Origin of the sequence: Megasphaera sp. DISK 18 (assembly GCF_001682955.1) — a bacterium.
Lineage (GTDB): Bacteria > Bacillota > Negativicutes > Veillonellales > Megasphaeraceae > Megasphaera > Megasphaera massiliensis.
This window is the reverse complement of sequence record NZ_LUGJ01000001.1, coordinates 115,650-142,184: the sequence shown is the minus strand read 5'-3', so window position 1 is coordinate 142,184 and position 26,535 is coordinate 115,650. Positions and strand designations below refer to the sequence as shown.

Annotated in this window: 20 protein-coding genes and 4 tRNA genes; 22 read left to right on the top strand and 2 right to left on the bottom strand. The window is 50.5% G+C overall.

The annotated features are described in order from the left end of the window. Positions 1 to 544 precede the first annotated feature (544 nt). The 7 genes from thiM (at position 545) to A0U42_RS00635 (ending at position 6,337) form a co-directional block, all read left to right on the top strand. Positions 545 to 1,378, top strand: coding sequence for a hydroxyethylthiazole kinase (gene thiM / locus A0U42_RS00665; RefSeq protein ID WP_065359465.1), 834 nt, complete (start codon positions 545 to 547; stop codon positions 1,376 to 1,378). Positions 1,379 to 1,381: 3 nt separating this feature from the next. After that, the gene (locus A0U42_RS00660; RefSeq protein WP_065359464.1) at positions 1,382 to 1,681 is read left to right on the top strand and encodes an MTH1187 family thiamine-binding protein; all 300 of its coding nucleotides are present in this window, start codon (positions 1,382 to 1,384) and stop codon (positions 1,679 to 1,681) included. Between the two features lie 69 nt (positions 1,682 to 1,750). Further along, positions 1,751 to 1,841, top strand: a tRNA-Ser gene (locus A0U42_RS00655). Between the two features lie 136 nt (positions 1,842 to 1,977). Continuing rightward, positions 1,978 to 2,751, top strand: coding sequence for a TatD family hydrolase (locus A0U42_RS00650; protein ID WP_065359463.1), 774 nt, complete (start codon positions 1,978 to 1,980; stop codon positions 2,749 to 2,751). Positions 2,752 to 2,790: 39 nt separating this feature from the next. Then, on the top strand, positions 2,791 to 3,573 hold the full coding sequence (locus A0U42_RS00645; RefSeq protein WP_065359462.1) for a xanthine dehydrogenase family protein subunit M: 783 nt from the start codon (positions 2,791 to 2,793) through the stop codon (positions 3,571 to 3,573). Beyond that, the gene (locus A0U42_RS00640; RefSeq protein WP_065359461.1) at positions 3,573 to 4,040 is read left to right on the top strand and encodes a (2Fe-2S)-binding protein; all 468 of its coding nucleotides are present in this window, start codon (positions 3,573 to 3,575) and stop codon (positions 4,038 to 4,040) included. Before A0U42_RS00645 ends, A0U42_RS00640 begins: the two co-directional genes overlap by 1 nt. Next, the gene (locus A0U42_RS00635; protein WP_255304064.1) at positions 4,037 to 6,337 is read left to right on the top strand and encodes a xanthine dehydrogenase family protein molybdopterin-binding subunit; all 2,301 of its coding nucleotides are present in this window, start codon (positions 4,037 to 4,039) and stop codon (positions 6,335 to 6,337) included. The genes A0U42_RS00640 and A0U42_RS00635 overlap by 4 nt, the downstream gene beginning before the upstream one ends. 78 nt (positions 6,338 to 6,415) lie before the next feature. Here A0U42_RS00635 and A0U42_RS00630 read toward each other — a convergent pair whose 3' ends face one another. Further along, entirely contained in the window at positions 6,416 to 10,711 is a 4,296-nt protein-coding gene (locus tag A0U42_RS00630; protein WP_044504739.1) for a 2-hydroxyacyl-CoA dehydratase, read from the bottom strand. Positions 10,712 to 10,975: 264 nt separating this feature from the next. Here A0U42_RS00630 and speE point away from each other — a divergent pair, with 264 nt between their 5' ends. The 4 genes from speE (at position 10,976) to A0U42_RS00610 (ending at position 12,203) form a co-directional block, all read left to right on the top strand. After that, positions 10,976 to 11,824 carry a polyamine aminopropyltransferase gene (gene speE, locus A0U42_RS00625; RefSeq protein ID WP_065359460.1) on the top strand — a complete coding sequence of 283 codons (849 nt, stop codon included), beginning with the start codon at positions 10,976 to 10,978 and terminating at the stop codon, positions 11,822 to 11,824. A 146-nt stretch (positions 11,825 to 11,970) separates the two neighbouring features. Further along, positions 11,971 to 12,046, top strand: a tRNA-His gene (locus tag A0U42_RS00620). Position 12,047: 1 nt separating this feature from the next. Next, a tRNA-Gln gene (locus A0U42_RS00615) sits at positions 12,048 to 12,122 on the top strand. 5 nt (positions 12,123 to 12,127) lie between these two features. Continuing rightward, positions 12,128 to 12,203, top strand: a tRNA-Lys gene (locus A0U42_RS00610). A gap of 114 nt (positions 12,204 to 12,317) precedes the next feature. On the opposite strand, the gene A0U42_RS00605 is transcribed toward A0U42_RS00610, so the two are convergent. After that, a complete protein-coding gene (locus A0U42_RS00605) occupies positions 12,318 to 13,685 on the bottom strand; it encodes a sodium:proton antiporter (protein WP_083122081.1) in 1,368 nt (455 codons plus the stop codon). 244 nt (positions 13,686 to 13,929) lie between these two features. On the opposite strand from A0U42_RS00605, the gene A0U42_RS00600 reads away from it, so the two are divergent. The 11 genes from A0U42_RS00600 (at position 13,930) to A0U42_RS00555 (ending at position 26,127) form a co-directional block, all read left to right on the top strand. Then, positions 13,930 to 14,376, top strand: coding sequence for a universal stress protein (locus tag A0U42_RS00600; protein WP_044504734.1), 447 nt, complete (start codon positions 13,930 to 13,932; stop codon positions 14,374 to 14,376). Positions 14,377 to 14,675: 299 nt separating this feature from the next. Beyond that, positions 14,676 to 16,478, top strand: a complete 1,803-nt coding sequence (locus tag A0U42_RS00595; protein ID WP_065359459.1) for a DUF2157 domain-containing protein — start codon at positions 14,676 to 14,678, stop codon at positions 16,476 to 16,478. Further along, a complete protein-coding gene (locus A0U42_RS00590; protein ID WP_044504730.1) occupies positions 16,475 to 17,149 on the top strand; it encodes a hypothetical protein in 675 nt (224 codons plus the stop codon). The genes A0U42_RS00595 and A0U42_RS00590 overlap by 4 nt, the downstream gene beginning before the upstream one ends. 17 nt (positions 17,150 to 17,166) lie before the next feature. Then, a complete protein-coding gene (locus A0U42_RS00585; protein WP_044504727.1) occupies positions 17,167 to 18,483 on the top strand; it encodes a hypothetical protein in 1,317 nt (438 codons plus the stop codon). A 125-nt stretch (positions 18,484 to 18,608) separates the two neighbouring features. Then, entirely contained in the window at positions 18,609 to 19,844 is a 1,236-nt protein-coding gene (locus A0U42_RS00580; protein ID WP_044504725.1) for an FprA family A-type flavoprotein, read from the top strand. 193 nt (positions 19,845 to 20,037) lie between these two features. Continuing rightward, positions 20,038 to 20,193, top strand: coding sequence for a hypothetical protein (locus tag A0U42_RS11610; RefSeq protein WP_176698824.1), 156 nt, complete (start codon positions 20,038 to 20,040; stop codon positions 20,191 to 20,193). Positions 20,194 to 20,289: 96 nt separating this feature from the next. After that, complete coding sequence (locus A0U42_RS00575) at positions 20,290 to 21,534, top strand: putative DNA modification/repair radical SAM protein (protein ID WP_141669480.1); 1,245 nt, start codon at positions 20,290 to 20,292, stop codon at positions 21,532 to 21,534. Positions 21,535 to 21,544: 10 nt separating this feature from the next. Further along, positions 21,545 to 22,282 (top strand): TIGR03915 family putative DNA repair protein, encoded by a 738-nt coding sequence (locus A0U42_RS00570; protein WP_065359458.1) that lies wholly within the window; start codon positions 21,545 to 21,547, stop codon positions 22,280 to 22,282. Between the two features lie 75 nt (positions 22,283 to 22,357). Then, the gene (locus A0U42_RS00565) at positions 22,358 to 22,786 is read left to right on the top strand and encodes a DUF1934 domain-containing protein (RefSeq protein WP_176698823.1); all 429 of its coding nucleotides are present in this window, start codon (positions 22,358 to 22,360) and stop codon (positions 22,784 to 22,786) included. Next, positions 22,786 to 24,450 (top strand): arginine--tRNA ligase, encoded by a 1,665-nt coding sequence (gene argS / locus A0U42_RS00560; RefSeq protein WP_065359457.1) that lies wholly within the window; start codon positions 22,786 to 22,788, stop codon positions 24,448 to 24,450. Before A0U42_RS00565 ends, argS begins: the two co-directional genes overlap by 1 nt. A gap of 69 nt (positions 24,451 to 24,519) precedes the next feature. Beyond that, the gene (locus A0U42_RS00555; protein WP_044504624.1) at positions 24,520 to 26,127 is read left to right on the top strand and encodes a CTP synthase; all 1,608 of its coding nucleotides are present in this window, start codon (positions 24,520 to 24,522) and stop codon (positions 26,125 to 26,127) included. Positions 26,128 to 26,535: the final 408 nt, after the last annotated feature.

Genomic DNA, 26,535 nt, shown 5'->3' with positions numbered 1-26,535 from the left:
GATAGGAAGCCGCTGATTCATAGAGAGAAGCACTTCGATAATGAAGTGCTTCTTTTTTTAAGCAGCGAACAAGGTTTAAAGGACCGAAGGGACGCATAAACCTTTGTGAGTCGCTTACTCCGAAGCTTGACTTCGGAGTGGGTGGGGGAGTCTCGTGGCAGACTTTTTTTACGGATGCCGCAGGCGACAAGGCTGCCGCTTTCAGTTCAATTAGGATTTTCCCTGACAGGAAGCCAGAAGGCTACTAGTCAGAAGCCCTCAGACATATCGAGCATTATCAGACGGATGTCGAAAACATCCCGAAAGAAGCCCTTCAACCTATGCCTCTTCTCTTTATACCGCCAATCTTTCGTCGAATTAACTCACTATGGCTAAGAATTTTTTGAACCGTTCAAAAATAAATACTCCCTAACTATCCCCTTCAAGCGCTAAAATTTCTGGTTTACGGTGTGATTTCAGCCTTACGGGTTCTTCTTTGAATGCCTTCACTTTACTGCCCATAAAAGCTATAATAGACATAGCAAATCACAAAGGTGGTAATAACATGACTCAATCTGAAATATCTGCGGCCGTCGCCAAAGCGGCCCAATTGGCGAAAACGTCGAACCCGTTGACTCCGTCGATTACGAACACGGTGACGATCAACTTCGTTGCCAATGCGCAGCTCGCTGTCGGCGGCTCAGCAGCCATGGTCTACTTACCGGACGAAGGCGTTGCCATGGCGAAGATTGGGGCGGCGATGTACATCAACGTAGGCACGTTATTCCCCATATATGAAGATACACTGCCGCTGACGGCAGCAGCCCTTCATGATGACGGAAAGCCCTGGGTCCTTGATCCCGTGGCTATCGGAATGGGGAAAATGCGTACGGACTTATTGCTGAAATTTAAGCCGTATAAGCCGACCATCATTCGCGGCAATGCTTCAGAAATCATCGCCTTAGCCGGTTTATGGGACTTAGAAGGCGGTTCGCATACGTCGGACGTACGCGGCGTCGATTCGACCGATGCCGTTTACGAGGCAAAATCAGCTGCTGTGGCCTTGGCAAAATGGACGGGCGGTGCCGTTGCCGTTTCCGGTGAAGCTGATTTAATCACCGATGGCCGTCAGGTCGTCCTTTCAAAAGGCGGTTCGGATATGATGCCTTCTATTACGGGTACGGGTTGCTCTCTTGGCGGTGTCATGGCCGTCTATGCGGCAGTGGCCAGTCCTTTTATAGCAGCTATTACCGGTGCTGCCATTTACAATCTGGCCGGTAAAAGGGCGGCTGCCTACGTTAAGGGTACCGGTTCTTTCCAAGCTGCCTTTATCGATGAGCTCTATGTTGCGACACCTGAAGATATTGCACAAAATCCTTTTATGATTGAGGAGGTATAAAATATGAATACATTAGTTGCCCTTTGCATTGCACCGTGTGGTACCGGTGATGAATTTGCACCGTATGTCGCTGAAATCGTTAAAATTATTCGTGAATCCGGGCTTTCGAATCGGACGAACTCGATGTTTACCGAAATTGAAGGCGAATGGGATGACGTCATGGCTGTCGTCAAAAAGGCGACGCAGTATTTGACGGATCAGGGAATTCGGACAGAGGTCATCTTGAAAGCCGATATCCGCCCGGGTTATACGAACATGATGGATGCTAAAGTAGAATCGGTAGAACGTATTTTAGAAAAATAGCTTTTCATAAAACATCAGCCTTGACAATCACTCCTGGTTATAGTAAACTAATATAGTCAGTTGACGCATGGAGTGATACTCAAGAGGCTGAAGAGGACGGTTTGCTAAATCGTTAGAGGTCGCAAGGCCTGCGAGAGTTCGAATCTCTCTCACTCCGCCAGATTACTGGATAAAGAGCACTTAGGATTTTTCCTGAGTGCTCTTTTTTTGTCCATTATGGAGAGGGCGCAGAGGCTACGCAAGGCGCCTGTTTTCTGGTACAATAAAGATGACAAATTATTACGAGGTGTATTGGAATGAATATAACCTATTACGATATTGGGCTTAATTTATTTACGCGGTCTTTTCCGGATCCGGAGAAAATCATTGCCGATGCTGAAGCCGACGGTATCTGCTGTATCCTGACCGGCTCCGAAGATCGGGAAAACAGACTGGTCGATGACTTTGTCCGAACTCATCAGGTATTTGGTACGGCCGGCATTCATCCTCATGTGGCAGACGCCGCGACGGAGGCCGATGTCGAGGAAATCCGGCGCATCGTCACGACCAATCCGAAAATCGTCGCTGTCGGTGAAACCGGTCTCGACTATGACCGCATGTATTCTAAAAAAGAAAACCAGCTCTACTTTTTTAAGAAACTGATTGCCCTGGCAGAAGAACTGGATAAACCGATGTTTCTTCATGAACGCGATGCCGGAGACGATTTTTTAGCCTGTTTTAAAGGCCATGAAGGGGTCTGTCCGAAGTCCGTTGTCCACTGTTATACCGGTGATAAAGAAACACTGGCCCGTATGCTCGATATGGGCTTTTATATCGGCATTACCGGCTGGATCTGTGATGAACGGCGAGCCGATGCACTGCGCGAGGCCGTGTCCATTTTGCCCCTGGATCGGGTACTTCTCGAGACGGATGCGCCTTATCTGACGCCGCGCGGGTTTCACTTGCCACGGACGAATGTTCCCAATAATATCACCTATGTTGCCAGCACCTTGGCTCAGTATATGGATGTTTCTGTCGAAGCCTTGACGGTTCAGGCAAAGGCCAATACGGAGCGACTGTTTCGTTTATAAGGGTTTTGTTAATTTCTCCCCGATTAAGGAGGTCTTTTTATGAATATTGTGCAGTATACGAAGGCGGCGTCCCTTGAAGAAGCGTGGGAATTGAATCAAGGCCGCGGGGCCGTTGTCCTCGGCGGATGCTGCTGGCTCCGCCTGTCGCCCCAACGGCGCATTGCTCAGGCCATCGACTTGTCAGGTCTTGGCCTCGATGCGATAGAAGAACAGGATGACTCTTTTAAAATCGGAGCCATGGTCACTCTCGGAGCCTTTGGCAGCCATGAAGGACTGTTGACCTATACCCATGGAGCTGTAAAAGAAGCGACACGCCATATCGTAGGGACTCAGTTCCGCAACTTGGCGACCATTGGCGGCAGTATCAGCGGCCGCTTCGGCTTTTCCGATATTTGGACCTTGCTCTTGGCGCTTGATGCCGACGTTGAATTGTATAAGGGCGGACGCGTTCCGCTGTCTGATTTTGGCAAGACCGGGCCCGAGAAGGATATCGTAAGCCATATCATCGTGCCTAAAAAGAGCGGCCAGACGGCCTATGCGTCTCTTCGCCTCAATGCGACGGATTTTCCCATCATCGCTGCCGCTGTCCACGTCGACGGAAAAGAGGTGCGCTGTTCCATCGGTGCCCGTCCGGGACGAGCTGAGGTCATGACACTCCCTGTGGATACTGTCAAGACACTTGGCTGTGAAAAGGCCGGTCGGGAATTTGCCGAAAAGGTGACGTATGAAACCAACCAACGCGGTTCTTCCGAATATCGCCATGATATGGCTGTCGTCTTATGTCGGCGCCTGTTGGTTCAAACGATGGGAGATGATGTCTGATGATGATTACCTATTGGCTTAATGGAAAAAAATCCTCGGCCGATATCGAACCGGGGATGATGCTTTATGATTTTCTCCGCAGCCAGGGATGTTATAGTGTAAAATGCGGCTGTGAAACGACAAACTGCGGCCTCTGTACCGTTTGGGTCAATGATGTGCCGGTCTTGTCCTGCGCCGTACTAGCTGTTCGCATCGATGGCTGTCAAGTTACGACCCTTGAAGGCCTCCAAGAGGAAGCCAAGGAATTTGCCTACTATATGGGACTTCAAGGTGCCGACCAGTGCGGCTTCTGCAACCCGGGCTTCGTCATGAACGTCCTGGCCATGGCTCGCCGCTTCGATTCGCCGACGGAAGACGAAATAAAGGAATTTTTATCGGGTAACCTCTGCCGCTGTACGGGATATATGAGTCATATGAGGGCTATTAAAGAGTATTTTAAGGCCAAGGGGAAGGAGGTCCGGTCATGATGGAATTTAAATCGATCAATAAGGTCGTAGCCAAGAAGGATTCCCAAGCCTTGGTTACGGGGCAGCCTGTCTATACGGAAGACATCATGCCCAAAGACTGCCTCATCGTAAAGGTGCTGCGGAGCCCCCATGCCAGAGCCATCGTTAAAAAGGTCAATAAGAGTGCCGCTGAGAAAATTCTGGGCATCGTTTGTATCGTAACGGCCGATGACGTACCTAAGTCGCGATTTACCATTGCCGGCCAGACCTATCCGGAACCGAGTCCTTACGACCGGCTTATTTTGGATAAACAGATCCGTTTTGTCGGCGATGCCGTAGCCCTCGTGGCAGGGACGAATCAAGCGGCAGTCGATAAGGCGCTGCGGGCTATCCGCGTCGAATATGAAGTCCAGGAACCGCTCCTCGACTTTACGAAGGCCTTGGACAACGATATCGTCGTCCACCCCGAAGACGATTGGAAACCTTTAGTCGACGTCGGCGGCGACAACAAGCGCAACCTCGTCGCCAAGGCCTGCGACCGTCACGGCGATATCGATGCCGTCCTGGCTTCGTCAGACGTCGTCATCGACCGGACGTATCACACTCGTCAGAATCAGCAGGCAGCCATGGAAACCTTCCGAGCCTATGCTTATAAAGACGTATTCGGACGGCTGACCATCGTCAGCTCGACGCAGGTACCTTTCCATGTGCGCCGCGTCGTTTCCCATGCCCTTGAAATCCCCAAATCCAAGGTTCGGGTCATTAAACCGCGTATCGGCGGAGGCTTCGGCTCGAAACAGACCGTCGTCATGGAAGTCTATCCGGCTTTCATTGCCTGGCTGACAGGCAAACCGGCCTATATGGTCTACAGTCGGGAAGAATCGCTGACCGTATCGACACCGCGCCATGAATCGCAGATCCGCGTCGTTCTCGGAGCGTCGAAAGACGGCCATATCCGGGGCATTCTCCTCGATTCTTTATGGAACGCCGGCGCGTATGGTGAACATACGCCGACGACGGTTACTTTATCGGGACACAAGTCGATTCCTTTATATAATGCCGCTGAAGCCTTTCAATTCAGCTATACCTGTGTCTATACCAATACCATCGCTGCCGGGGCTTACCGCGGCTATGGGGCGACACAAGGCCTCTTTGCGCTGGAGACAGCCGTCAACGAATTGGCCGAAGCCCTCCATATGAGTCCTGTGGAACTGCGGTTTAAGAATATGGTCCGCCAAAACCAGGTCCTGCCGGCCTATTTTAATGAAACGGCCCTCAGCTGTACCCTCGATAAATGTCTGGAACGCGTCGTTTCCATGTCCGGTTGGGACGATGCGTCGCCGCGAAAAGTCCTGCCCAACGGTCATATCCAATCCGTCGGTTTGGCTATCGCTATGCAGGGTTCCAGTGTCTCCAACGTCGACGTGGCCTCGGTTACGATCAAAGTCAATGATGACGGCTTCTATACGCTCCACGTTGGGGCTACCGATATGGGAACCGGTTGCGATACCATCCTCGCCCAGATTGCTGCCGAATGCCTCATGTGTTCTGTCGACGACATCGTCACTGACGGCGTCGATACCGATACGTCTCCCTATGACAGCGGCTCTTATGCCTCGTCTACGACGTATCTGACGGGCAATGCCGTCGTCAAGACCTGTGAAAGCTTGATTCATCGGATGAAAGAATTAGCGGCCATTAAATTGGGGCTGTCCGATACGGATTTGGATGACCTGGAATTTGACGGCAAGGCCATTACCTGCCTTCAAACCGGTAAGTCGATTACCGTCCGCGATCTCGGCAACGGGGCCATGTTCATGAACGGCATTGCCCTCGAGGCGACGGAATCGTGCTATTCGCCGACCAGTCCGCCGCCGTATATGGCCGGTGCTGCGACGATCGATGTCGATCCCGAAACGGGGAACATCACTCTCTTGAAATACGATGCCATCATTGACTGCGGTACAGTCATCAACCCCAGCCTGGCCCGTGTCCAGGCCGAAGGAGGCATCGTCCAGGCTATCGGCATGGCTCTCACGGAAAACATTCAGTATACGCCGACGGGACGGCTGCAGAATAATTCTTTCATGCAGTATCGCCTGCCGACGCGTCTCGACGTCGGCCCCGTCAACGTCGAATTTGAACCGAGCTATGAACCGAACGGTCCTTTCGGTGCTAAATCCATCGGCGAACTGGTCATCGACTCGCCGTCCCCGGCCATTGCTCACGCCGTTTATAATGCAACCGGCGTATGGGTCCGCGACCTTCCCATTACGGCTGAAAAACTCTATCAGGCTATGAAACATAAGACGGTCTGAGTTATATATTCTGAAAGACAACGAAACGCCTTTCCATGACGGTGTATCATGGAAAGGCGTTTTTTGTGATGGCGTTATTTATTTTTCAAGGGAACTGTTGATGCGGACGCCGCTCATGAAGGGAAGGACCGGTTTGGTGTCTTCCTGGACTGTTTCCCGGATGCCTTCAAAAGTCGTAGTCAGCATTAATTTCAGACGGTTCGTCTGGTTGACCGAGCTGGCACTGGGGTCGTAGTCGATGGCGACGATATTCGTTTCAGGGAAGGCCGCTTTCAAGGTCTTGATCATGCCCTTGCCCGTGACGTGATTGGGCAGGCAGGCCCAGGGCTGGAGGCAGACGATGTTCTTGGCCCCGCGATGGATGAGGTCGATCATGTCCCCCGTGAGGAACCAGCCTTCACCGGCTTCATGGCCGAGGGACAAGAATTTCTTGGCTTCGTCGGCAATGTCGTAAATCGACGTAATGGGATCGAAGTGGCGGCTCTTGGCAACGGCCTGTTCGTATGGTTTGCGGTACCATTCGAGAAGGCGGACGCCGGTCTTGCTGAATAAGGCGTCTTTCCAACTTCCGGAAAGGTACTTATGGCGGAACTGGTCGTCGAGCAGACCGTAGAGGAAGAAGTCGGCCAGACCGGAGACGATGATTTCACCGCCTTCTTCTTCAATCATGCGGACGATGTGGTTGTTGGCAATGGGGTGGAACTTGACGTAGATTTCGCCGACCAAGCCAATGCGCGGTTTCTTTTCGTCACTCATTTCGATATTGTCGAATTCATTGATGAGGTCGCGAAGGTTGCGCTTGAAGGATTTAAAGTCGGCTTTCTTGAGCTGCTGTGTGCATTTTTCCTGCCACTTATGGAACAAGGCTTCGGCCGTACCCTTGACCTTTTCATAAGGCCGCGTGCGGTACAAGACTTGCTGCAGGGCGTCGCCGTAAATCATACCCATGATGAGGCGGTGCCAGAAGCCGAGCCCCGGCTGGAAACCGGGCTGCTTGTTCATGCCCTTCATATTGAGGGATAAAATGGCAACCTGGGACATATTGGCATCGTTCAAAGCTTTTCGAATCATGCCGATGTAATTGGTGGCCCGGCAGCAGCCGCCGGTCTGGGAAATCATGACCGTCGTATGGTTTAAATCGTATTTTCCCGACTTTAAGGCCGTGAGGATTTGGCCCAAACTCATGATAGCAGGATAGCAGGCGTCATTGTGGATATAGGCCAGACCGGTATCGATGGCTTCCTGGTTCTGGTGGGGCAGGAGTTCGACGTGATAGCCTTCGTGTTCGAAGGCTGACATGAGCATGGGAAAATGGATCGGTGTCATAGACGGGGCCAGGATGACGTTCTTTTTGGCGTCTTCTTTTGTAAAGATCGTCTTTTCGTAGGAATACGGTTCGAGAGTGTAATCTTCTTTCGGCCGATGATTCATGACGAACAGCAAGGAGCGCAGGCGGATGCGGATGGCACCGAGGTTCGAGCCTTCGTCGATTTTCAGCAGGGTGTGGATCTTGTGGCCGTGGGTCAGGATATCCTGTACCTGGTCGGCGACGATGGCGTCGAGGCCGCAGCCGAAGGAATTGAGCTCTACCAGTTCGAGGTTCGGATGCTGGGTAACGTACTGGGCTGCCCGATAGAGGCGGGAGTGGTACGACCACTGGTCGACGACGCGGAGATTGCCGTCAAAGGTCGACAAGGAAGCGACGCCGTCTTCTGTAAGGACGGCCAGGCCCAGGCTGTTGATCAGTTCCGGTATGCCGTGGTTGATTTCCGGGTCGACGTGGTACGGGCGACCGCAAAGGACGATGGCCCGCTGGTCGTTCTTTTTGAGGTCATCTAAAATCTTTTGGGTCAGGCTGTAAATCTTCTGTTTATAAGCTTCTTCTTCTTCCCAGGCAGCCATAGCGGCTTGCTTGATTTCGCGGTCCGGGAGATTCCAAGCCTTCAATTCTTCAATGAGGCGTTTGGCAATGCGCTTCTTGTCGTGTAAGGGCAGGAAGGGGCAGAGGTACGGTGTATTCGTTTCGGCCAGCCGTTCGCCCATGTTGTTGCGGATGACTTCCGGATAGCTCATGACCATGGGGCAGTTGAAGGTGTTGTCCTTGCTTCCTTCTTGAGGACCGTTTTGGATGCAGGGATAGAAGATTCGGTCGACCCCTTTTTGAAGGAGGTTTTCGATATGCCCGTGGACGAGCTTGGCCGGGTAGCAGGCCGAATCGGATGGAATCGTATCCATGGCTTTTTCAAAGAGCCCTTTGGAAGAAGGATCGGATAAGACGACGGAATAACCGAGTTTGGTGAAGAAAGTAAACCAGAAGGGATAGTCTTCATACATGTTGAGGACTCGGGGGATGCCGATCGTGCCGCGGGGAGCGTCGGTAAGGGGTTTATAGCCGAAGAGGAGGTTGTATTTTATCTTATACATGTTCGGCAAGGGCTTCTTGCGGGCCGCCGTCGAGCCGGCAGCGCCTCGTTCGCAGCGGTTGCCTGTGATGAAGGAACGGCCGTCGTTGAAGGTGTTGACCGTGAGCAGGCAGTTATTGGTGCAGAGGCCGCAGTGGCGAATGGACGTCGTGATATTCAATTCCTGCAGGGCTTTTTCGTCAACGATGGTCGATACGACGTGGTCCTGATGATAGGCTGTGCGGCAGATGATTCCCATGCCGAAGGCACCCATGAGTCCTGAAATCGACGGACGGATGACTTGGCGGCCCAGGAGCTTTTCAAAAGCCCGGAGGACAGCGTCGTTATAAAAAGTACCGCCTTGGACGACGATGTGCTTGCCAAGTTTTGCAGGGTCTTTGACTTTGATAACTTTATAAAGGGCATTTTTTATGACCGAGTAAGACAGGCCGGCAGAAATATCGGCTAAGGTAGCGCCTTCTTTTTGCGCTTGTTTGACTTTGGAATTCATGAATACCGTGCAGCGGGAACCGAGGTCGATGGGACTCTTGGCCAGGAGGGCTGCCTGAGAAAATTCCTGAATGGACATCTTCAGCGATTTGGCAAAGGTGTCGAGGAAGGAGCCACAGCCCGACGAGCAGGCTTCGTTGAGCAGAATGTCTTCGATGTGGCCGTCTTTGATGCGGCTGCACTTCATATCCTGTCCGCCGATGTCGAGGAGAAAATCGACGTCCGGGCAAAAATGGGATGCGGCCTGATAGTGGGCAATCGTTTCGACTTCGCCAAGATCGAGGTGCAGTGCTTCTTTGAGCAGGGCTTCACCGTAGCCGGTAATGCCGGCTTTGGCGATGAAGGCCCCTTTCGGAAGGCGGGAGTAGACGTCGGCGACAATCTTTTTAGCAGCTGCCAAAGGACTTCCTTCATTATTCTGATAGTGAGAATAGAGGATTTTCATGTCTTCGCTCAAGACGACGGCCTTGATGGTGGTCGAACCGGCGTCGATGCCGAGATAGCAGGGGCCGCTGTAGCTGTCCATATCGCCGTGAGGAACGGTATGCTGACGATGGCGTTCTTGGAATTCGTCGAGTTCAGCTTGGCTGTCAAAGAGGGGGGCGACCCGGTCTGACTTGGCCAGTGTCGATTCATCGACGTTCTTAAGCTGCCCCATGAGATTCATGAAGGAGACCGGCTTGGTATCCATACTCCCCAGGGCGGCACCGATGGCGACGTAGACTTGGGCGTTTTCCGGGGCAATGACCTTATCCGGCGTCAAGTGCAATGTCTTGGCGAATTGTTCGCGAAGCTGCGACAAGTAGGTCAAGGGACCACCGAGAAAGCAGACCGTGCCCTTGATGGGACGGCCGCAGGCAAGGCCGGTGATGGTCTGGAAAACGATGGACTGAAAGACCGAAGCCGCGACATTTTCCTTGCTGGCCCCTTCATTTAAGAGGGCCTGGATATCGGTCTTGGCAAAGACGCCGCAGCGGGCTGCAATGGGATAGATTGTATCGGACTTCTTGGCCAGTTCATTCAAGCCGCTGGCTTCAGTGTCGAGGAGGGTTGCCATCTGATCGATGAAGGCCCCCGTCCCGCCGGCGCAGTTGCCGTTCATACGGTGCTCATTGCCGCCGGTAAGGTAGGTGATTTTGGCATCTTCACCACCCAGTTCGATGATGACATCGGACTGAGGATAGTATGTTCGAACGGCTTTGGTGCCGGCAATGACTTCCTGCAGAAAAGGGATGTGCAGGTAGTCGGCCAGGGCAATGCCGCCGGACCCGGTGATAGCCATGGTGATCTGACGGTCGCCAAAGATTTCATAGGCGTTTTGGAGTAAATCCCAAACTTTTTGGCGTATATCCGTATAGTGGCGGACATAGCATGCGTGCAGGCATTGTTTGGCATGGTTGAGAACAGCGATTTTTACTGTCGTCGAACCGATGTCAATGCCGATGTGTAAGAGATTCTTCATGTTTTGTCACCCTATCGGTTTATAAACCGACTCTTTCTTTAAAAATTTTATTTATTATAAAGACTATATATAAAAAGTCTACTTTATATTGTACCATAATCCCTTTATTCTGTAAGGGGGGGAGACAAAGGATTTTACTTATTAATAAGAAATCGATATCATTTTGGAAACCATGAAATGCGCTGCGACAAATGAGCCTAAATATGCTAAAATGAAGTCACTATCAGAATATGATAAACTCAGGATATTATCAAGGAGTACAATATGAAAAAATTTATAACGGAACATCAGTCCCCTTACCTGGATCTGACGACGGAAGCCTCAGAAATCCTTTATCGCGGTCATTCCGACTTTCAGGACATCGTCGTCGCCGATTCGAAGGAATTTGGCCGCATGCTGGTCTTAGACGGCGTATTCCAGACGTCTGTTAAAGATGAATTCATGTATCATGAAAGTATCGTTCACATTCCCTTGTTTCTTCACCCAAATCCGAAACGGGTTCTCATCATTGGAGGAGGTGACGGCGGGTCAGCCCGGGAAGCCGTCCGCCACCCTGAAGTCGAATCGGTGGCTATGGTCGATATAGACGGCAAGGTCATCGAATTGTCTAAACAGTATTTCCCTGAAATTTCCAAGGCCATGGTGGAAGAAAATCCCAAACTGACCGTAACTGTCGGCGACGGCATTGCCTTTATGCGGCAAGCCGAAAATTACTATGACGTCATCATCGTCGACTGCTCTGATCCTGTCGGCCCCGGAGAAGGCCTTTTCACCTACGATTTTTATAAGGATACCTTTAAAGCTTTGAAGGACGACGGGATTTTTGTTCAGCAGACGGAATCGCCTTTCATGCACGGCAAATTGGTGAAAGATGTATTCGACTGCGTATCTGATATTTTCCCTGTCGCCCGTTTATATACGGCCTTCATTCCCCTCTATCCGTCGGGGATGCACTGCTTTACGCTGGGGTCTAAAAAATACGATCCCCTGCAGTGGACGCCGAATCGAAAGCGTACCTTCCCGACGCGCTATTACAATGAAGGGATTCAGCAGAGCGCCTTTGTCCTGCCGAATTTCGTAAAGGACCTTCTGTATGGAAAGGCTGACCGTTAATCGGCTTGGTTTACAGCTATGCATTTCAGGTCTGTATTCTTTTGTGATTAAATGTAAAAAATACTTGACTTTGTCTTTGACTCATGGTAAGATTATCTACGTTGACGACGCTGATTCAGCGCCGTTACGGCAGATAATCTTATATGGCGGGTATGGTGAAGTGGTTAACACGGCGGATTGTGGCTCCGTTATGCTAGGGTTCGAATCCCTATACTCGCCCCATAGGGGTATAGCCAAGTGGTAAGGCACCGGACTTTGACTCCGCTATGCGCTGGTTCGAATCCAGCTACCCCTGCCAGCCATGATTCATTAGCTCAGCTGGTAGAGCACCTGACTTTTAATCAGGGTGTCCCGAGTTCGAATCTCGGATGGATCACCAAAAAAGGCGTCGCACAGTGTGCGGCGCCTTTTGTTTGTTGTCAGCGTTTCTGAAGGCATTCAAGAGATGCAAAAAGCAGGACTGAGAAGCAGTCCTGCTTTTTTGTATTCTTAATTATAAGAAGAATACGAAGGTGTTGATGATGAATACCGGGATGAGGATGGCAATGGACCAGCCCATGTACCCGAAGAAGCTCGGCATTTTGATCTTATTTTCTTCGGCAATGGATTTAACCATGAAGTTCGGTGCATTGCCGATATAAGTATTGGCACCCATGAAAACGGCACCGGCTGAGATGGCTTCCAACATGATTTGAGAAACCGTACCGACGGAGGTCGTGATGCCTTCCGTGGCACCAAGCGCCCCGGCAGTCTGCAGGAATACCAAATACGTCGGCGTATTGTCCAAGAAGGACGACAAGGCGCCGGTAGCCCAGAACATCTGCCAAGGATTGTTCATTCCCAGTTCAGCCCCGTGGGCTTTGAGCAGAATTAAGGCAGGAATCATAGTGACAAAGATGCCGATAAAGAGTTTTGCGACTTCGATGATAGGAGCATACGTAAATTCGTTGAGGTCTCGCGTCGATTTTTTTGTCGTCTTAATCGAGAGGAATGCAGCGACTAAGATGATGATGATTTCAGCTAAGGTTGCATAGGGGAAGACGATTTCGTCGTAAATATGGATGCCGGCACCGTTGGCAAAGAACGGATGCATTTCCGACAGGAGGCCGTTGGCTAATACGCCGATGATGATCATAGCGATAAAAATCAGGTTATGAGCCCCTTCAAGACGGATCGGTTCTTTGCTGCCGGCAGCAATGGCGTCATGAGGCGAGCGGCCTTCTTTTATTTCCTTATTATAAAAATGCTTATCCATCATGGCAAAGATGGCAAACATGATGACCAGGTTCAGGAGCAGAATCGGCAGGAGATGGAAGGTCCACGTAAAGGGAACACCGCGCTGGAAGCCCATGAAGAGCGGGGGATCGCCGAGAGGGGTCAGGCAGCCGCCCATATTGGCGACCAGGAAGATAAAGAAGACCATGAGGTGGACTTTATTCTTGCGCCAGGCGTTAGCACGGATCATAGGACGGATGAGCAGCATGGCAGCACCGGTCGTGCCGATCCAGCTGGCGAGAGCCGTGCCGATGAATAAGAGAAGACAGTTGACCTTCGTCGTTCCGGCTAAAGTCCCACGGACGGCGATGCCGCCGGCAACGACGAACAGACCCAGGAGAAGAACGATGAAGGGTATGTAGTCGAGGAGGACCGATTCCAGAAGGCGGAACCATGACTCACCGATGCCATAAGCAACTGCAAAGGGAATAAGGAATAATAAAGACCAGGCAAAAGCTACGCCAAGCATGTGTTTTTCCCACCATTCCGGTCGGACGAGGGGAACGATGGCGATGGATAGGAGCATCCCGGCAAAAGGAATGATACTCCATACGGGTAAGGTCGCGCTTACGAGTTCGTGTGTCATAAAAACCACCTTTCTTAATCGTTACAAAAAAGTAAATTTATGTATGCTATAATTAACATTATATCATAAGAAAATGAAAGTTTATACTCTGTTTTTACATTTTACACTGTCATTTAGGCTGAATTCGAGCTGAGCTTTTAAAAATAAAGCGTTTTTTTCTAAATAATTTTTTTGCCAGGCAGGAATCGGCCGAGGGAGTGACGAATATATACTTAACGATAAGGCATTATAAGGAGGGATTCATATGAAGCAATATAATAACATCATCGTTCCGACCGACGGTTCGGTCAACTCGAAACGAGCTTTGGAACATGCCGTCGTCATTGCATCATCTTTGGGCGCTATGATTACGCTGGTCTATGTTGCCAACATCGTCTCGGTCATCTCGAATTTTGACCAGATTCCCAATGCCAGTGGCTACGTAACCGAACAGGTTGCCCTGGACATGGAAGAAGAAGGGAAGGGGATCCTTGATGAGTTTGCCAAGGCGATTCCTCAAAACATCGAAGTCAAGAGCGTCTTTGAAGTCGGCTCGCCGGGGCCTGCTGTCTTGTCGGTAGCGAAGAAGTACAATGCCGATTTGATTGTCATGGGCAGCCGCGGCTTGGGACCGCTGAAGGGCTTATTCATGGGTTCGGTCAGCAGTTATGTCGTCACGCATTCGGTCTGCCCCGTATTGATCGTAAAATAACGATGACGCAATGCCTTCATGGCCTTGTTCTGCCGCAGGCTGGTTAAAGGGTCTCACAGGGATTATCCCTGGAGACCCTTTTTTCGTGCCGTCATGGCTTTTTGCGGATTGGTTTGGTTATAACGGATGAGGGGAGGTATTCTTTTGGGAATATGTAAAAATTTGACGGATGCCATAGGGAAAAGAGTCATTTTATGATATACTGAATAGACAGGTGTGCTTTTTTAGGAATGCCTGAAATATCACATTACGAAGGGTCCCGGAGTGCCTCGTTCCGGGATGGCGCCTGGGAGGCAAGTATGAGACGGAATACCAATGAATGGCTGGACCACAAGGTCACGGACTGGGTTTCTAAAGGATGGATTACAGAAGAAGCCTGTGAAAAAATACGGAAATCTTACGGCAGGGATGAACAAAGAAATTCTCTTTTGACGACCCTGCCTTTATATGCGTTTTTATCGGCACTGGGATTTGCAGCCGTTGTCATGGCCGTCATTTGGGGCCTTTCCCAATTATGGTACTACGTGTCGGTCCCGGCCCGCATGACGTTGGCCGGTGTGCTGCTGCTCGTGACTCAGGCCGGTGTAGGCCTGGCCATGTTTCAGAAACGGCAGGGCTCGGCGGCAGCTGAAGGGATTGCACTCATCCATTGTTTGGGCATTTTTGTTGTATTAGCCATGGCTGAACAGACTTTTTATATCGGTTGGGATGCGGCGTCCTATGTCATTACTTGTGCCGTGCTTTGTCTGCCTGTCGTCTATTTTTTATGCTCTGTTGCGGCTCTCGTCGTTTACGACTTGTCCCTCCTCTATTGGACGGCTTCCGGCGGCCCGGTGAATACCTTTGGCGGAATGGGCCTCTTGTGGCTTCTTCTGCTTTTGGCAGTGCCTTTCTATAACACCTTGATCGGCCTTCGGGATGAACGGCGGCTGTCTGTTTTCTCATGGGTCATGACGATTACCGTCTTCATTGCTTTTGGACTGGCAGCACAGACGACGGAATACATTCCATTCCTCCTTTTGGGCAGCTTGGCCGTTACAATCATGCTGGTAGGTTATTCCATCGACATCCACCGGCCTTGGGGCGTGCCCTTCCGTTGGTTCGGGCGGTTTGCCGCTGTCGGTTCGCTCCTCATTTCCTGCCTGCCCTTTGCCTGGGATGGGATTGCTCAGGTCCGGAATTTTCATTGGACGACCGATTTGGTTACGGTCCTCCTCTTTGTATTCATGGCAGGCATGATGGCGAAAACCGTGAAGAAGCGGTTGTGGAGCCCGGCTTTGTATTTGGTGATTCCCGTCATCCTGGCTTTTGAGACGATTCTCGTTCGATCGGCCCTTTATTCGTCCATTCCCCTCATTCTTTCATCCTTGTACATCGTTGTCCTCGGTGTCTATGAAACGGCTCAGGGATTTAAGCCCGATCACCAGGCCCATCTTAAATTCGGCATCGTCATTTTTGTCAGCGTAGTCCTGGCCTTCGTTTTCGGGACGCATTTTTCGCCGCTGGCGCCGATTTTGGCCATTATCGTCTTGGCCTTAATCGTATTCCAGTTCAGGCGGATGCAGAAAGATAAAAAATCAGCGGCACAGAGAGCTTCACGAAGAGCAAGACTTCGCCATTCGGCGGCACGCGTCCGAAATGATGATGCGTCAGCTACAAAAGAACCGGCTCCAGAAGAAGAAATGCCGGTGTGGTATTCTCCGGAGGAAAACGAAACGGATGAAACGGTCGAAGAATGGATGAAGGATATCCGTATTCCGTCTCCGGCTGAACTCGGGCTGGGCGAATCTGGTATTGAGGCTTCGTCTGATACGACTTCGTCCAAGGCCGGTTCCGTACCGGCAAATACGACGGATTCCCCGATGGTATTCACCCTGTCCGTACCGACTGAAAGCACGGGGAATGACTTCGTGCCGCCTCGTCAGGTTATTCGTGAAACGACGGAAGCCGTGCCGCAGCAGATGGCCGTTTCCCAGGAAAAGACCAAAGAAAAATCTACGGCAGTTACGGAGTCGCCGTGGAGTCATATGAAACCGGAACCGAAACGCAAAAAACACTTTACCCAGTCGCCATGGTCCCATCAAGGAGGCAAGTCGGAATGAAATTTTCACCGCCTTTGCAGGGCATACATCTTTCTTTTTCGCCGGAAGGCCGTCATCGCTGGATTGTCTTCGGGTTAGTCGTATTGATTCAATTTGCCGCACTGGCTTATGTCGGCTGGCGCTGGCATAATATTTCTGTCGACGGGATTCCTTACCAGTGGCGTGCTGTGCCGCGGCTGGAAATCTCTACCTTTGGGACCGATTATGTTCGCGTTGTATTCCCGGAAGATACGACGCAGTGGCTCGATGAAACGCCGCCTGAAGTCGGTCAGCAAATTTACGTCGCCATCTCGCGCGATGCGTCGGGACTCATGAAAGTGGAAGGGGCGTCGGACTCTAAACCCGATTCCGGCAGCGATTACATGCGGGCTGAGGTCGTTTCTTATGCAGATGGCCGCGTTCAGTTTCAAGTTGGATTTGACCGCTACCGCCTGTCTCCGGAAATGGCCGACGGTATCTACAGCCTTCGCACCGATGACAGTATCATCGCCAGTATCCGCATCAAGCGGGGAGAAGGCGTCATCGAAGGGATTTTTGTCAACGGCGTTCCGTTAGAGCAGCTCAGTAACGCGGCTGCTATGGACAAAGCTCGGGCTGATAAGGCCGGACGTTCTCTGTTTGATAGGCCGCATCTTGTCGATTCCGGGATGGTACCGCCAAAAGAAGAGTGACAGAAAGCGAGGAGTTTATGAAAGGGTATTCAAAGATTGCCAAACTGGCTATGACCGTTATGCTGTTGGCTGCATTTTTCCTCTTATCAGGATTTCGGGCGCAGACCATCATTCATGACGATGGCAGTGAAACGCAGGATGTTTTGAAAGTGTCGGCTACGGCAGAAGGGCAGCAGAGCTTGAAGGCCGATGCCGATGAGTTCCAAAAGCGCAATTATACCATCATGGATTATAGTAATGATAACGGTGAAGGCTTTCGGGCCATGAAGACCATTACCAATGACGGCGCCAACCGCAGCTCCGTCGACCATATCGTCCATAAGACCCATGACGGCCTGTTTGCTTCGACGTATTATATCAATTATAATTTCGATGCCAACAGCATTCAAAACCTTCGTCTGGGCGCGGCCATGCCGGAAAACGGTGTCGACTTGGAATATATGGTTTCCTTCCCGTCGGGGACGCAGGTTACCAGCAACAGCACCAAAGCCGATGATCAGGCCAGTACCTATTTGTGGCAGCTGTCGGATTCCCAGCCGTCTACGATAAGCCTGCAGGCGACGGTTTGGCATAAACTCTTCATTTATATGGCCTTGTTCTTAATCGGACTGATTTTAATCATCGTCCTTATTATGGAACATCGCCGCAAAAGCGTCATCAGCTGGAAGCGGGCAGCCCAGATGCGCCGGTTTGAAATGATGCTCCTCTGTGTTCCCATCGTCATTTTGGGGTACATGGGTTATGAATACTACGTCGGCACTCATGTTACGACAGCATCGCTTGATAAAGTGGCCGAACAGCAGCAGGAAGAACTGTTGGAAAATCGTGAAGAAGATCGAAAGATGCAGGAAGCGGACGCTCGGAAACAGCGCAGTGGTGAATTGGCAGCGGCCCGTATTCGCAGCAAGGCCAATGAAATTTCAAATGAACTGCGCAGTTTGAAACAGCAGTACCGCAATGGGGCTGTCAGCGGCAGTTCGGCTCGTTCGCAGGCTCAGAGCTTAGCTCAGCAGGCGCGGGATATGCTCAGCGGAAATAACGATTTGTCCCAGGCTGAACGGGACGTACTGGAACAGCTTATCAACAGTGTCGTATCGGACGCTGAATCAATCGGTGATTCAGCACCAGTACCGAGCCGGAGTACGACGCGGGAGCGGCAGCGCAGTGATGCCTCTGAATCGGAACAGAAGAGCCGCAGCGAATCTCAGAGCGATGAAAAAGAATCGGATAGTGACACTCGCTCCGATACCTCGAAGAGCCGTCAGTCCGGCGAACGTGAATCGACTTCTGACAGCGATTCTGCCCAAACCTCGGACAGAACTAATAAAGAATAGATATCTTTTGGTAAGTTTTTTCATTTAAAGTATTTCCTATTTATCGAAAAGATGGTATGATAGGAACGTGATAATTGACATTACAGCATAGATGTGCTGCTACTATTTAAGGAGGTTATACATATATGCATTGTGTAGAAGAAATTAAAAACGGTATCTATTGGGTGGGATGCAACGATTTCCGTACGGAATTGTTTGAACGGATTTTTCCCCTTCCTCAGGGTGTTACGTATAATACCTATTTCATCGATGATGAAAAGACGTGCCTCATCGATGCTATGGATAAATCGTGCCGTGACGAATTTCTTGAAGACGTAGAATACTTGCTCAAAGGCCGCAAACTGGACTACTTTGTTCTCCAGCACATGGAACCGGACCACGCCAGCTCGGCTTTGGCTCTCTTGGAAAAATACCCGGAAGCCAAGATCGTCGGCCAGCCGTCTACATTTAAGCTTTTTGAACAGTTCTTCCGCCATCCTATGCCGGATCGCTACATGACCGTTAACGAAGGCGATCAGCTGAAATTGGGCAAGCACACCCTGCAGTTCATCAAAGCCCCCATGGTTCACTGGCCGGAAGTCATCATGACGTATGATGTAACGGATCACGTCCTGTTCAGCGCCGATGCCTTCGGCCACTTCGGTACCGTCGGCAACGTCTTCGCTGACCAGGCTGATTTTGAAGAAAATTACCTCGATGAAGCTCGCCGCTACTATGTCAATATCGTCGGAAAATATGGCCCGCAGGTCATGAACGTCCTTAAAAAAGCGTCCAAGCTGCCCATCGATATCATTTGCCCGCTCCACGGTTTCGTCTTCCGTACGCCGGAAACGGTTAAGTATATCGTCGACAAACACCTGCATTGGGCACAGTACGTACCGGAAAAGAAAGGTGTCGTCATCGCATTTTCTTCTATTTACGGCAATACGGAACGAGCTGCCTGCGTCCTGGCTAATAAATTGAGCCGCCGCGGCGTCCGCGATATTCGCATGTACGACGTTGCCAAAGTCCATCCTTCTTTCGTTACCGCTAAGGCTTGGGAATACAGCCACTTGATCCTGGCTGCCCCGACGTATAACTTGAACCTCTTCCTGCCCATGGAAAACTTCCTCCACGACTTGAAGACTCTCATGTTCCAGAAACGCACTATCGGAATCGTTGCCTGCCACAGCTGGGCATCGGCTGCGTATAAGACTATGGCCGATTACGTAGAAAACGAATTTAAGTGCTGCGAACTCCTCGAACCGACGATGGATCTGAAGTCGTCTATGCGTGACGATCAGGAATGCCTGATGGATGAATTAGCCGATAAAATGGCAGAAAGCATCGAACAGTATCCCGATCCGAAAACCTTGATCTAAGGATTAATCAATGAACTGTCCATCATGAAAAAGGGCTTCTGAGTCGATTTTTGACTCAAGAAACTGTCTGTTTCATGGTGGGCAGTTTTTTCTTTCACTAATGCGAACATTTTTTCGATAAATGGCGTCATTTGTCTTTTAGGATGCCCCGTCGATGTGGTATAATATATAAAATACGATAGGAGGTGGTACGATGATCATTCGTGACGACAGTGCCAAAAGCGGTGACAAGCACGAACAGGACAAAGCCCGCAGCAACGGCGAAGAGCTGCACATCGACTTGGGCCGTGATTTGACGGAAGACGAACAGAAGATATTTGAAAAACTGCGTGAAGGTTTGAATTTATAATGGACAAGGGGACTGCTTGAGAAAGCCCATGCTTTCGTCGGGCAGTCTCTTTTAAACCCATAGAGGGCTGCAGCTGCACGAGGAGGCGAGAGGATTGTGGATTGGGAACGAATCGAAGAAAAATTGCATATTTTAAGCGATGCTGCGAAATATGACGTGTCCTGCTCATCGAGCGGCAGCCACAGAGCGAATAAGGCCGGCGGTATCGGGAATGCAGCGGCCTGCGGCATTTGTCACACCTGGTCGTCAGATGGGCGGTGTGTATCCCTCTTAAAGATCCTCATGACTAATCACTGCATCTACAACTGTGCCTACTGTGTCAATGCTGCGAGCCGCGACGCGAAAAGGGCTATTTTGACGCCGGAAGAAATCGCCGATGTGACCATCGCCTTTTACCGGCGCAACTATATTGAAGGGCTGTTCCTCAGTTCCGGCGTCTATCAATCGCCCGATTATACGACGGAGCTGTTGATCCGGACGGCGCGAATCCTGAGGGAAGAAAAGAAATTTAATGGCTACATCCATATGAAGGGAATTCCCGGTACGAGTGAGGCTTTGATTCGAGAACTAGGCCGTTACGTCGATCGCTTGAGTGTCAATATCGAACTGCCGTCCTCGTCGAGCTTAAAACTCTTGGCACCGCAGAAGACCAAAGAGAATATCCTCGTTCCCATGGGCCATATCCGTGAAGGCATTGATCAGTGGCGTGATGAAAAAAAACGGTACAAGAAGGTGCCGTCCTTTGTGCCGGCCGGTCAGACGACACAGCTCATCGTCGGGGCGACGCCGGACAGCGACCGGACAATCCTGCGCCTCAGCCAGGCCTTGTATGACAAGGTCGATATGAAGCGCGTCTATTATTCGGCCTATGTGCCGGCCGTGACGGGTTCCAATCTGCCGGCTATTGCAGAGCCGCCCCTTCTTCGGGAACACCGACTGTATCAGGCCGACTGGCTGATGCGGTTTTACCAGTTTAACGTCGAAGAAATTTTGACCGATGAGGTTCCAAACTTCGATTTGGATCTCGATCCGAAAGCTTGTTGGGCTCTGCGCCATCCGGAAGTTTTCCCCCTTGAAGTCAATCGGGCTTCGTACCATGATTTGCTTCGCGTGCCCGGCATCGGCGTCGTGTCAGCCCGCCGTATCTGCGCTGCCCGCCGTCAGGCCTTCCTGTCTTATGACAGTCTGAAGCGCTTAGGTGTCGTGTTAAAAAGGGCCCGCTATTTTATTACCTGCAAGGGGAGATACTACGGTCTTTCGACGGATCCGGCCTATGTCCGAAGGATGCTCTTATCGGGACAGAAGCAGCCGTCTGCTTACGAGCCCATGAGTTTATTTTAGAGGCAATGCTATGATATATACTTACGATGGAAGTTTTTTCGGGTACCTGTCGGCCGTCTTTGACGGCTGGCATGACGGTGTGCATCAAATCGAGGATATCTGTTTGGAAGCCGAGGAGGCCTCACTTTTTTCCGAGTCACGCTTTGTTACGACTGACGACGGCAAGGCCCGGCGCATCCTGGACGGCCTTTTGCGGCAATGCGGACCCAAGGCCTGTCATTATTTCTACTATGCCTTTTTGTCGGAACCGAAAAAAGGTGGGATGATCTTACTGGGCTATTTGCGGAAGGCTTTTTATTATAAAGGGACATTTCTCAATCACCGCAGCGAGGCCGATATTTGGACGGTCTGCCAATGGGCACGGAAGACGGGTAACGAGCGCCATAAACTCTTGGGACTGGCCCGCTTTCAGGAATTGTCCGACGGCATGCTTTACTGCCGGCTGAAGCCGACGTGCTGCGTCATTCCGGTCATGGCACCGCACTTTATCCGCCGCCTTCCGGGCGAACGCTGGGTTCTCCACGATACGGGCCGGGGGTTTGGTGTCTATTACGACCGGGAAAAGCCCGTCATGGTGACGATTCCTGACGTACAGGCGGACCCGGAATTGTCAGATGATGAGCTGGCCATTGAACGGGCTTGGCAGAATTATTACCGCACGATTGCCATTCCTTCGCGGAAAAATGAGGCCCTGCGCCGCAATTTCATGCCTAAAAAATATTGGCCGACCCTCATTGAAATGAAATGAAAAAAAGTGTTTCTTTTTCCCGGCACTTGATATATAATAGTAACATTGGATTGGTGATAGGAAAGGTGGAATACATTGAAACCTGTCTTAGTAAGTGTACAGAGTATCCAACGCGACCCGGAAGGGCAAGAGCTGAAAATAGAGCTCGTTTCTGAAGGTAAGTATTATATCAAAGACGGTACCCAGTATATCGTCTACGAAGAAAGCGAACTGACAGAAATGAAAGGCGTTACGACGGTCATCAAGGTCTTACCCGGAGGGTCCGTCTTATTGTTGCGTCTGGGGAAACTTCGCCAGCGGCAGGAATTTCATAAGGGAAAGGTAACCTACTCCCAGTATGAAACACCGGTTGGCACGTTTGACGTGAAGATGAAAACCTATGAATGCCGTACCGATCTCCAGGATGGTATCGGCACGATCTATCTGGGCTATGACGTCCATATTGAAGATATCAGTTCCATGTATACTCAATTAACCATAACTGTGCAGGAGGATAAAGCGTAATGGAAATGAAGGATTTATTGAAGCAGGGAATTACGGAAGCCTTGAATAAGGCCATGGATAAAGGGACGCTTCCGGCCGGTGATTATCCGAGTGTTGCCTTGGAAGTGCCGCCGCAGAAAGAGTTCGGTGACTTTGCCAGCAATATCGCCATGCAGTCGGCCCGCGTCGCCCATAAAGCTCCGAAACTCATTGCCCAGGCCATTGTCGATGAAATGGATTATCCTTGGCTGGAACGAGCTGAAATCGCCGGAGCCGGCTTCATAAATTTCTTTTTAAAGAACGACGTCATTTACGATACGCTGAAACAAATCCTGGCCGCCGGCGATGCTTACGGCAAGGCCCCTTTGCGCGAGGATGATTCGGTCCAAGTCGAATATGTCAGCGCCAATCCGACGGGACCGCTCCACGTCGGCCATGGCCGCGGTGCCGCCTATGGCAGTACCTTGGTCAATCTCCTGCGGGCAGCCGGTTATAACGTCCAGTCTGAATACTATATCAATGATGCCGGCAACCAGATGAATAATTTGGCGGCGTCGGTCAATGCTCGGTACCTGGAACTCTTGGGCCGGCCGGCTGAAATTCCGGAAAATGGTTATCACGGCCACGACATCATTGAAACGGCTCAGGCCATTATTGATCAGGACGGCGATAAATACCTCGACATGCCGGAAGAAGAACGGCTTGACTTGTTTAAAGACCGGGCCTATGTCGAAAAACTGAAGGCCCTTAAGCGGGATTTGGAACACTTCAACGTTTCTTATGACAATTGGTTCAGCGAACGGACGCTCCATCCGGACGCCATCAAGGCAGCCTGCGATGTTCTGCAGGGGCGGGGGAAAATCTATGAAAAAGACGGTGCCTTGTGGCTGAAGTCGACAGATTACGGCGATGATAAGGACCGCGTCGTCATCCGTGATAACGGTGTTCCGACCTATTTGGCTGCCGATATTGCCTATCATAAGAATAAGTACGATCGGGGTTTTAAGACCATGATCAATATTTGGGGTGCCGACCATCACGGTTACGTCGCCCGCGTCAAGGCTGCCATGGCAGCCCTTGGTTATGATACAGCTCAATTGGAAGTCCTTTTACTGCAGATGGTAAGCCTTTTCCGAGACGGACAGCAAGTTAAGATGAGCAAGCGTACCGGTCAGGCCATTACCTTAAATGAACTCATCGAAGAAGTCGGCACCGATGCAGCCCGCTACTTCTTCATCATGCGGTCTCTCGATACGCAGCTCGATTTCGATTTGGATTTGGCTAAATCACACAGCAATGAAAATCCCGTTTACTATATCCAGTATGCTCACGCTCGGATTTACAGTATCTATCGTCAGGCTAAAGAAGCCGGTGCCGACATAGACAGCGACTGGTCCGACGTCAAATGGGATACCTTGACCAATGACTATGAATTGGAATTGATCAAGAAAATGGCTGCGTTCCCGGAAGAAATCCAGAATGCGGCTCGTGAACGGGCACCGCACCGCATCGCTCATTTCGTTCACGAACTGGCCAGCTTGTTCCATGCTTTCTATAATCATTGCCGTATTATTCAAGAAGACAAGGATTTGGAAAAAGCACGGCTGGCCTTGGTTACGGCTGTACGCATTACCATTGCCAACAGCCTGGCTATTTTAGGGGTTTCTGCTCCTGAAAAAATGTAATATAATAAAATGATAAGTTATGATATGGATTTTGATTCGCAGTGGGCAGAAGCTCGACAGGGAGGAAATATGGCTAAATATATCTTTGTAACAGGCGGCGTCGTTTCTTCGTTAGGGAAAGGCATTACAGCGGCTTCCTTAGGCCGGTTGCTGAAGAACCGCGGCTACAAGGTTACAATCCAGAAGTTTGACCCTTATATCAATATTGACCCGGGCACGATGAGCCCTTATCAGCACGGTGAAGTTTTCGTCACCGACGACGGCACCGAAACGGACCTCGACCTCGGCCACTATGAACGCTTCATTGATATCAACCTCGGCAAGAACTCCAACGTCACGACCGGTAAAATCTATTGGTCCGTTCTTCAGAAAGAACGGCGCGGTGATTATCTGGGCCATACGGTACAGGTTATTCCGCACATTACGAATGAAATCAAGAACCGCGTCTATCGCGTCGGCGACGACGACAATGCCGATATCGTCATTACGGAAATCGGCGGTACCGTCGGTGATATTGAAAGCCTGCCTTTCTTGGAAGCCATTCGTCAGATCAAGAAGGAAGTTGGCCGCAACGACGTCTTGTACATCCACGTCACCCTCGTTCCCTATATCGGTGCTGCCGGTGAATTGAAGACCAAACCGACCCAGCACAGTGTAAAAGAACTGCGCAGCATCGGTATCCAGCCGGATATCATCGTCTGCCGCACGGAACGGGCCTTATCGGATGAAATGAAAGATAAATTGGCCCTGTTCTGCGACATCGATAAAGATGCCGTCATCGAAAACAAGACCTTGAACAGCATCTATGAAGTTCCGCTCCTCTTGTCGGAAGAAGGGATGGACCGCATCGTTTTGGAAAAACTCGACCTGCCCAACCGTCCCTGCGACATGGAAGACTGGAAGAAGATGGTCGAATCGATCTACAATACCGAAAAGACGTTGGAAATTGCCTTAGTCGGTAAATACGTCGCCCTTCACGATGCCTACCTCAGCGTTGCCGAAGCCTTGAATCACGCCGGCATCGCCAATAAAGCCAAGGTCAATATCCACTGGATCGATTCGGAAACCTTGGAAGACCCGAAACTTACGATGGAAGAAGTCTTTAAAGGGATAGACGGCATCGTCGTTCCCGGCGGCTTCGGCAACCGCGGCATCGAAGGTAAAATCCGCGCAGTCCAGTATGCCCGTGAAAATAAGGTTCCTTATCTCGGCTTATGCTTGGGGATGCAGTGTGCTGTTATGGAATTTGCCCGCAACGTCGTCGGCCTCAAAGGGGCTACGTCGTCGGAATTCTGTGAAGACGCTGAATTCCCGGTCATCGACCTCATGCCGGACCAGGTTGATATTTCGGAAAAAGGCGGTACCATGCGTCTCGGTCTCTATCCCTGCAAACTGGTGGATGGTACGAAGGCCCAGGAAGTATACGATGCCAACCTCATTTATGAACGCCATCGTCACCGCTGGGAATTCAACAATAAGTACCGTACGGAAATGGTCAATGCCGGCCTGATCTTGTCCGGTACGTCCCCTGACGACCGTTTGGTCGAAATCATCGAAATCAAGGATCATCCCTGGTTCGTCGGCTGCCAGTTCCATCCGGAATTTAAATCCCGTCCGACCAAGGCTCATCCCTTGTTCAACGGCCTGATCAAAGCGGCCCTCGGTTTGAAAAAATAATAAAGCAAGTGCCTGTCATTGTAAAAAGGACGTCTCTTTTGGGGACGTCCTTTTTACGTGTTGTATATTTTCATGAATCTTGCAAATATCGTATAAATTCTGCGCGGCCATTCTAATTTCGGGATACAAGGTATAAAGATACAACCGCTATGGGGTATCATGTCATATATGAATATAATATACATAATATATGTGCCTCGCGGAACATATATCAAAACGTTATTTTCTTTAAAAATGTGATAAATTACGACCTTTGAAAAAGGGTTTGTAAACTATTTATTTGTTATTCCACATCCTTGAAAATCCCATAAAATGGCCATTTATACTATACAAAATAGGTGTTGTATGAAGAAATGTAAACCAAAATATCTTTTTAAATTCGGACGACTTTGGACTTCTTTTTCTTTC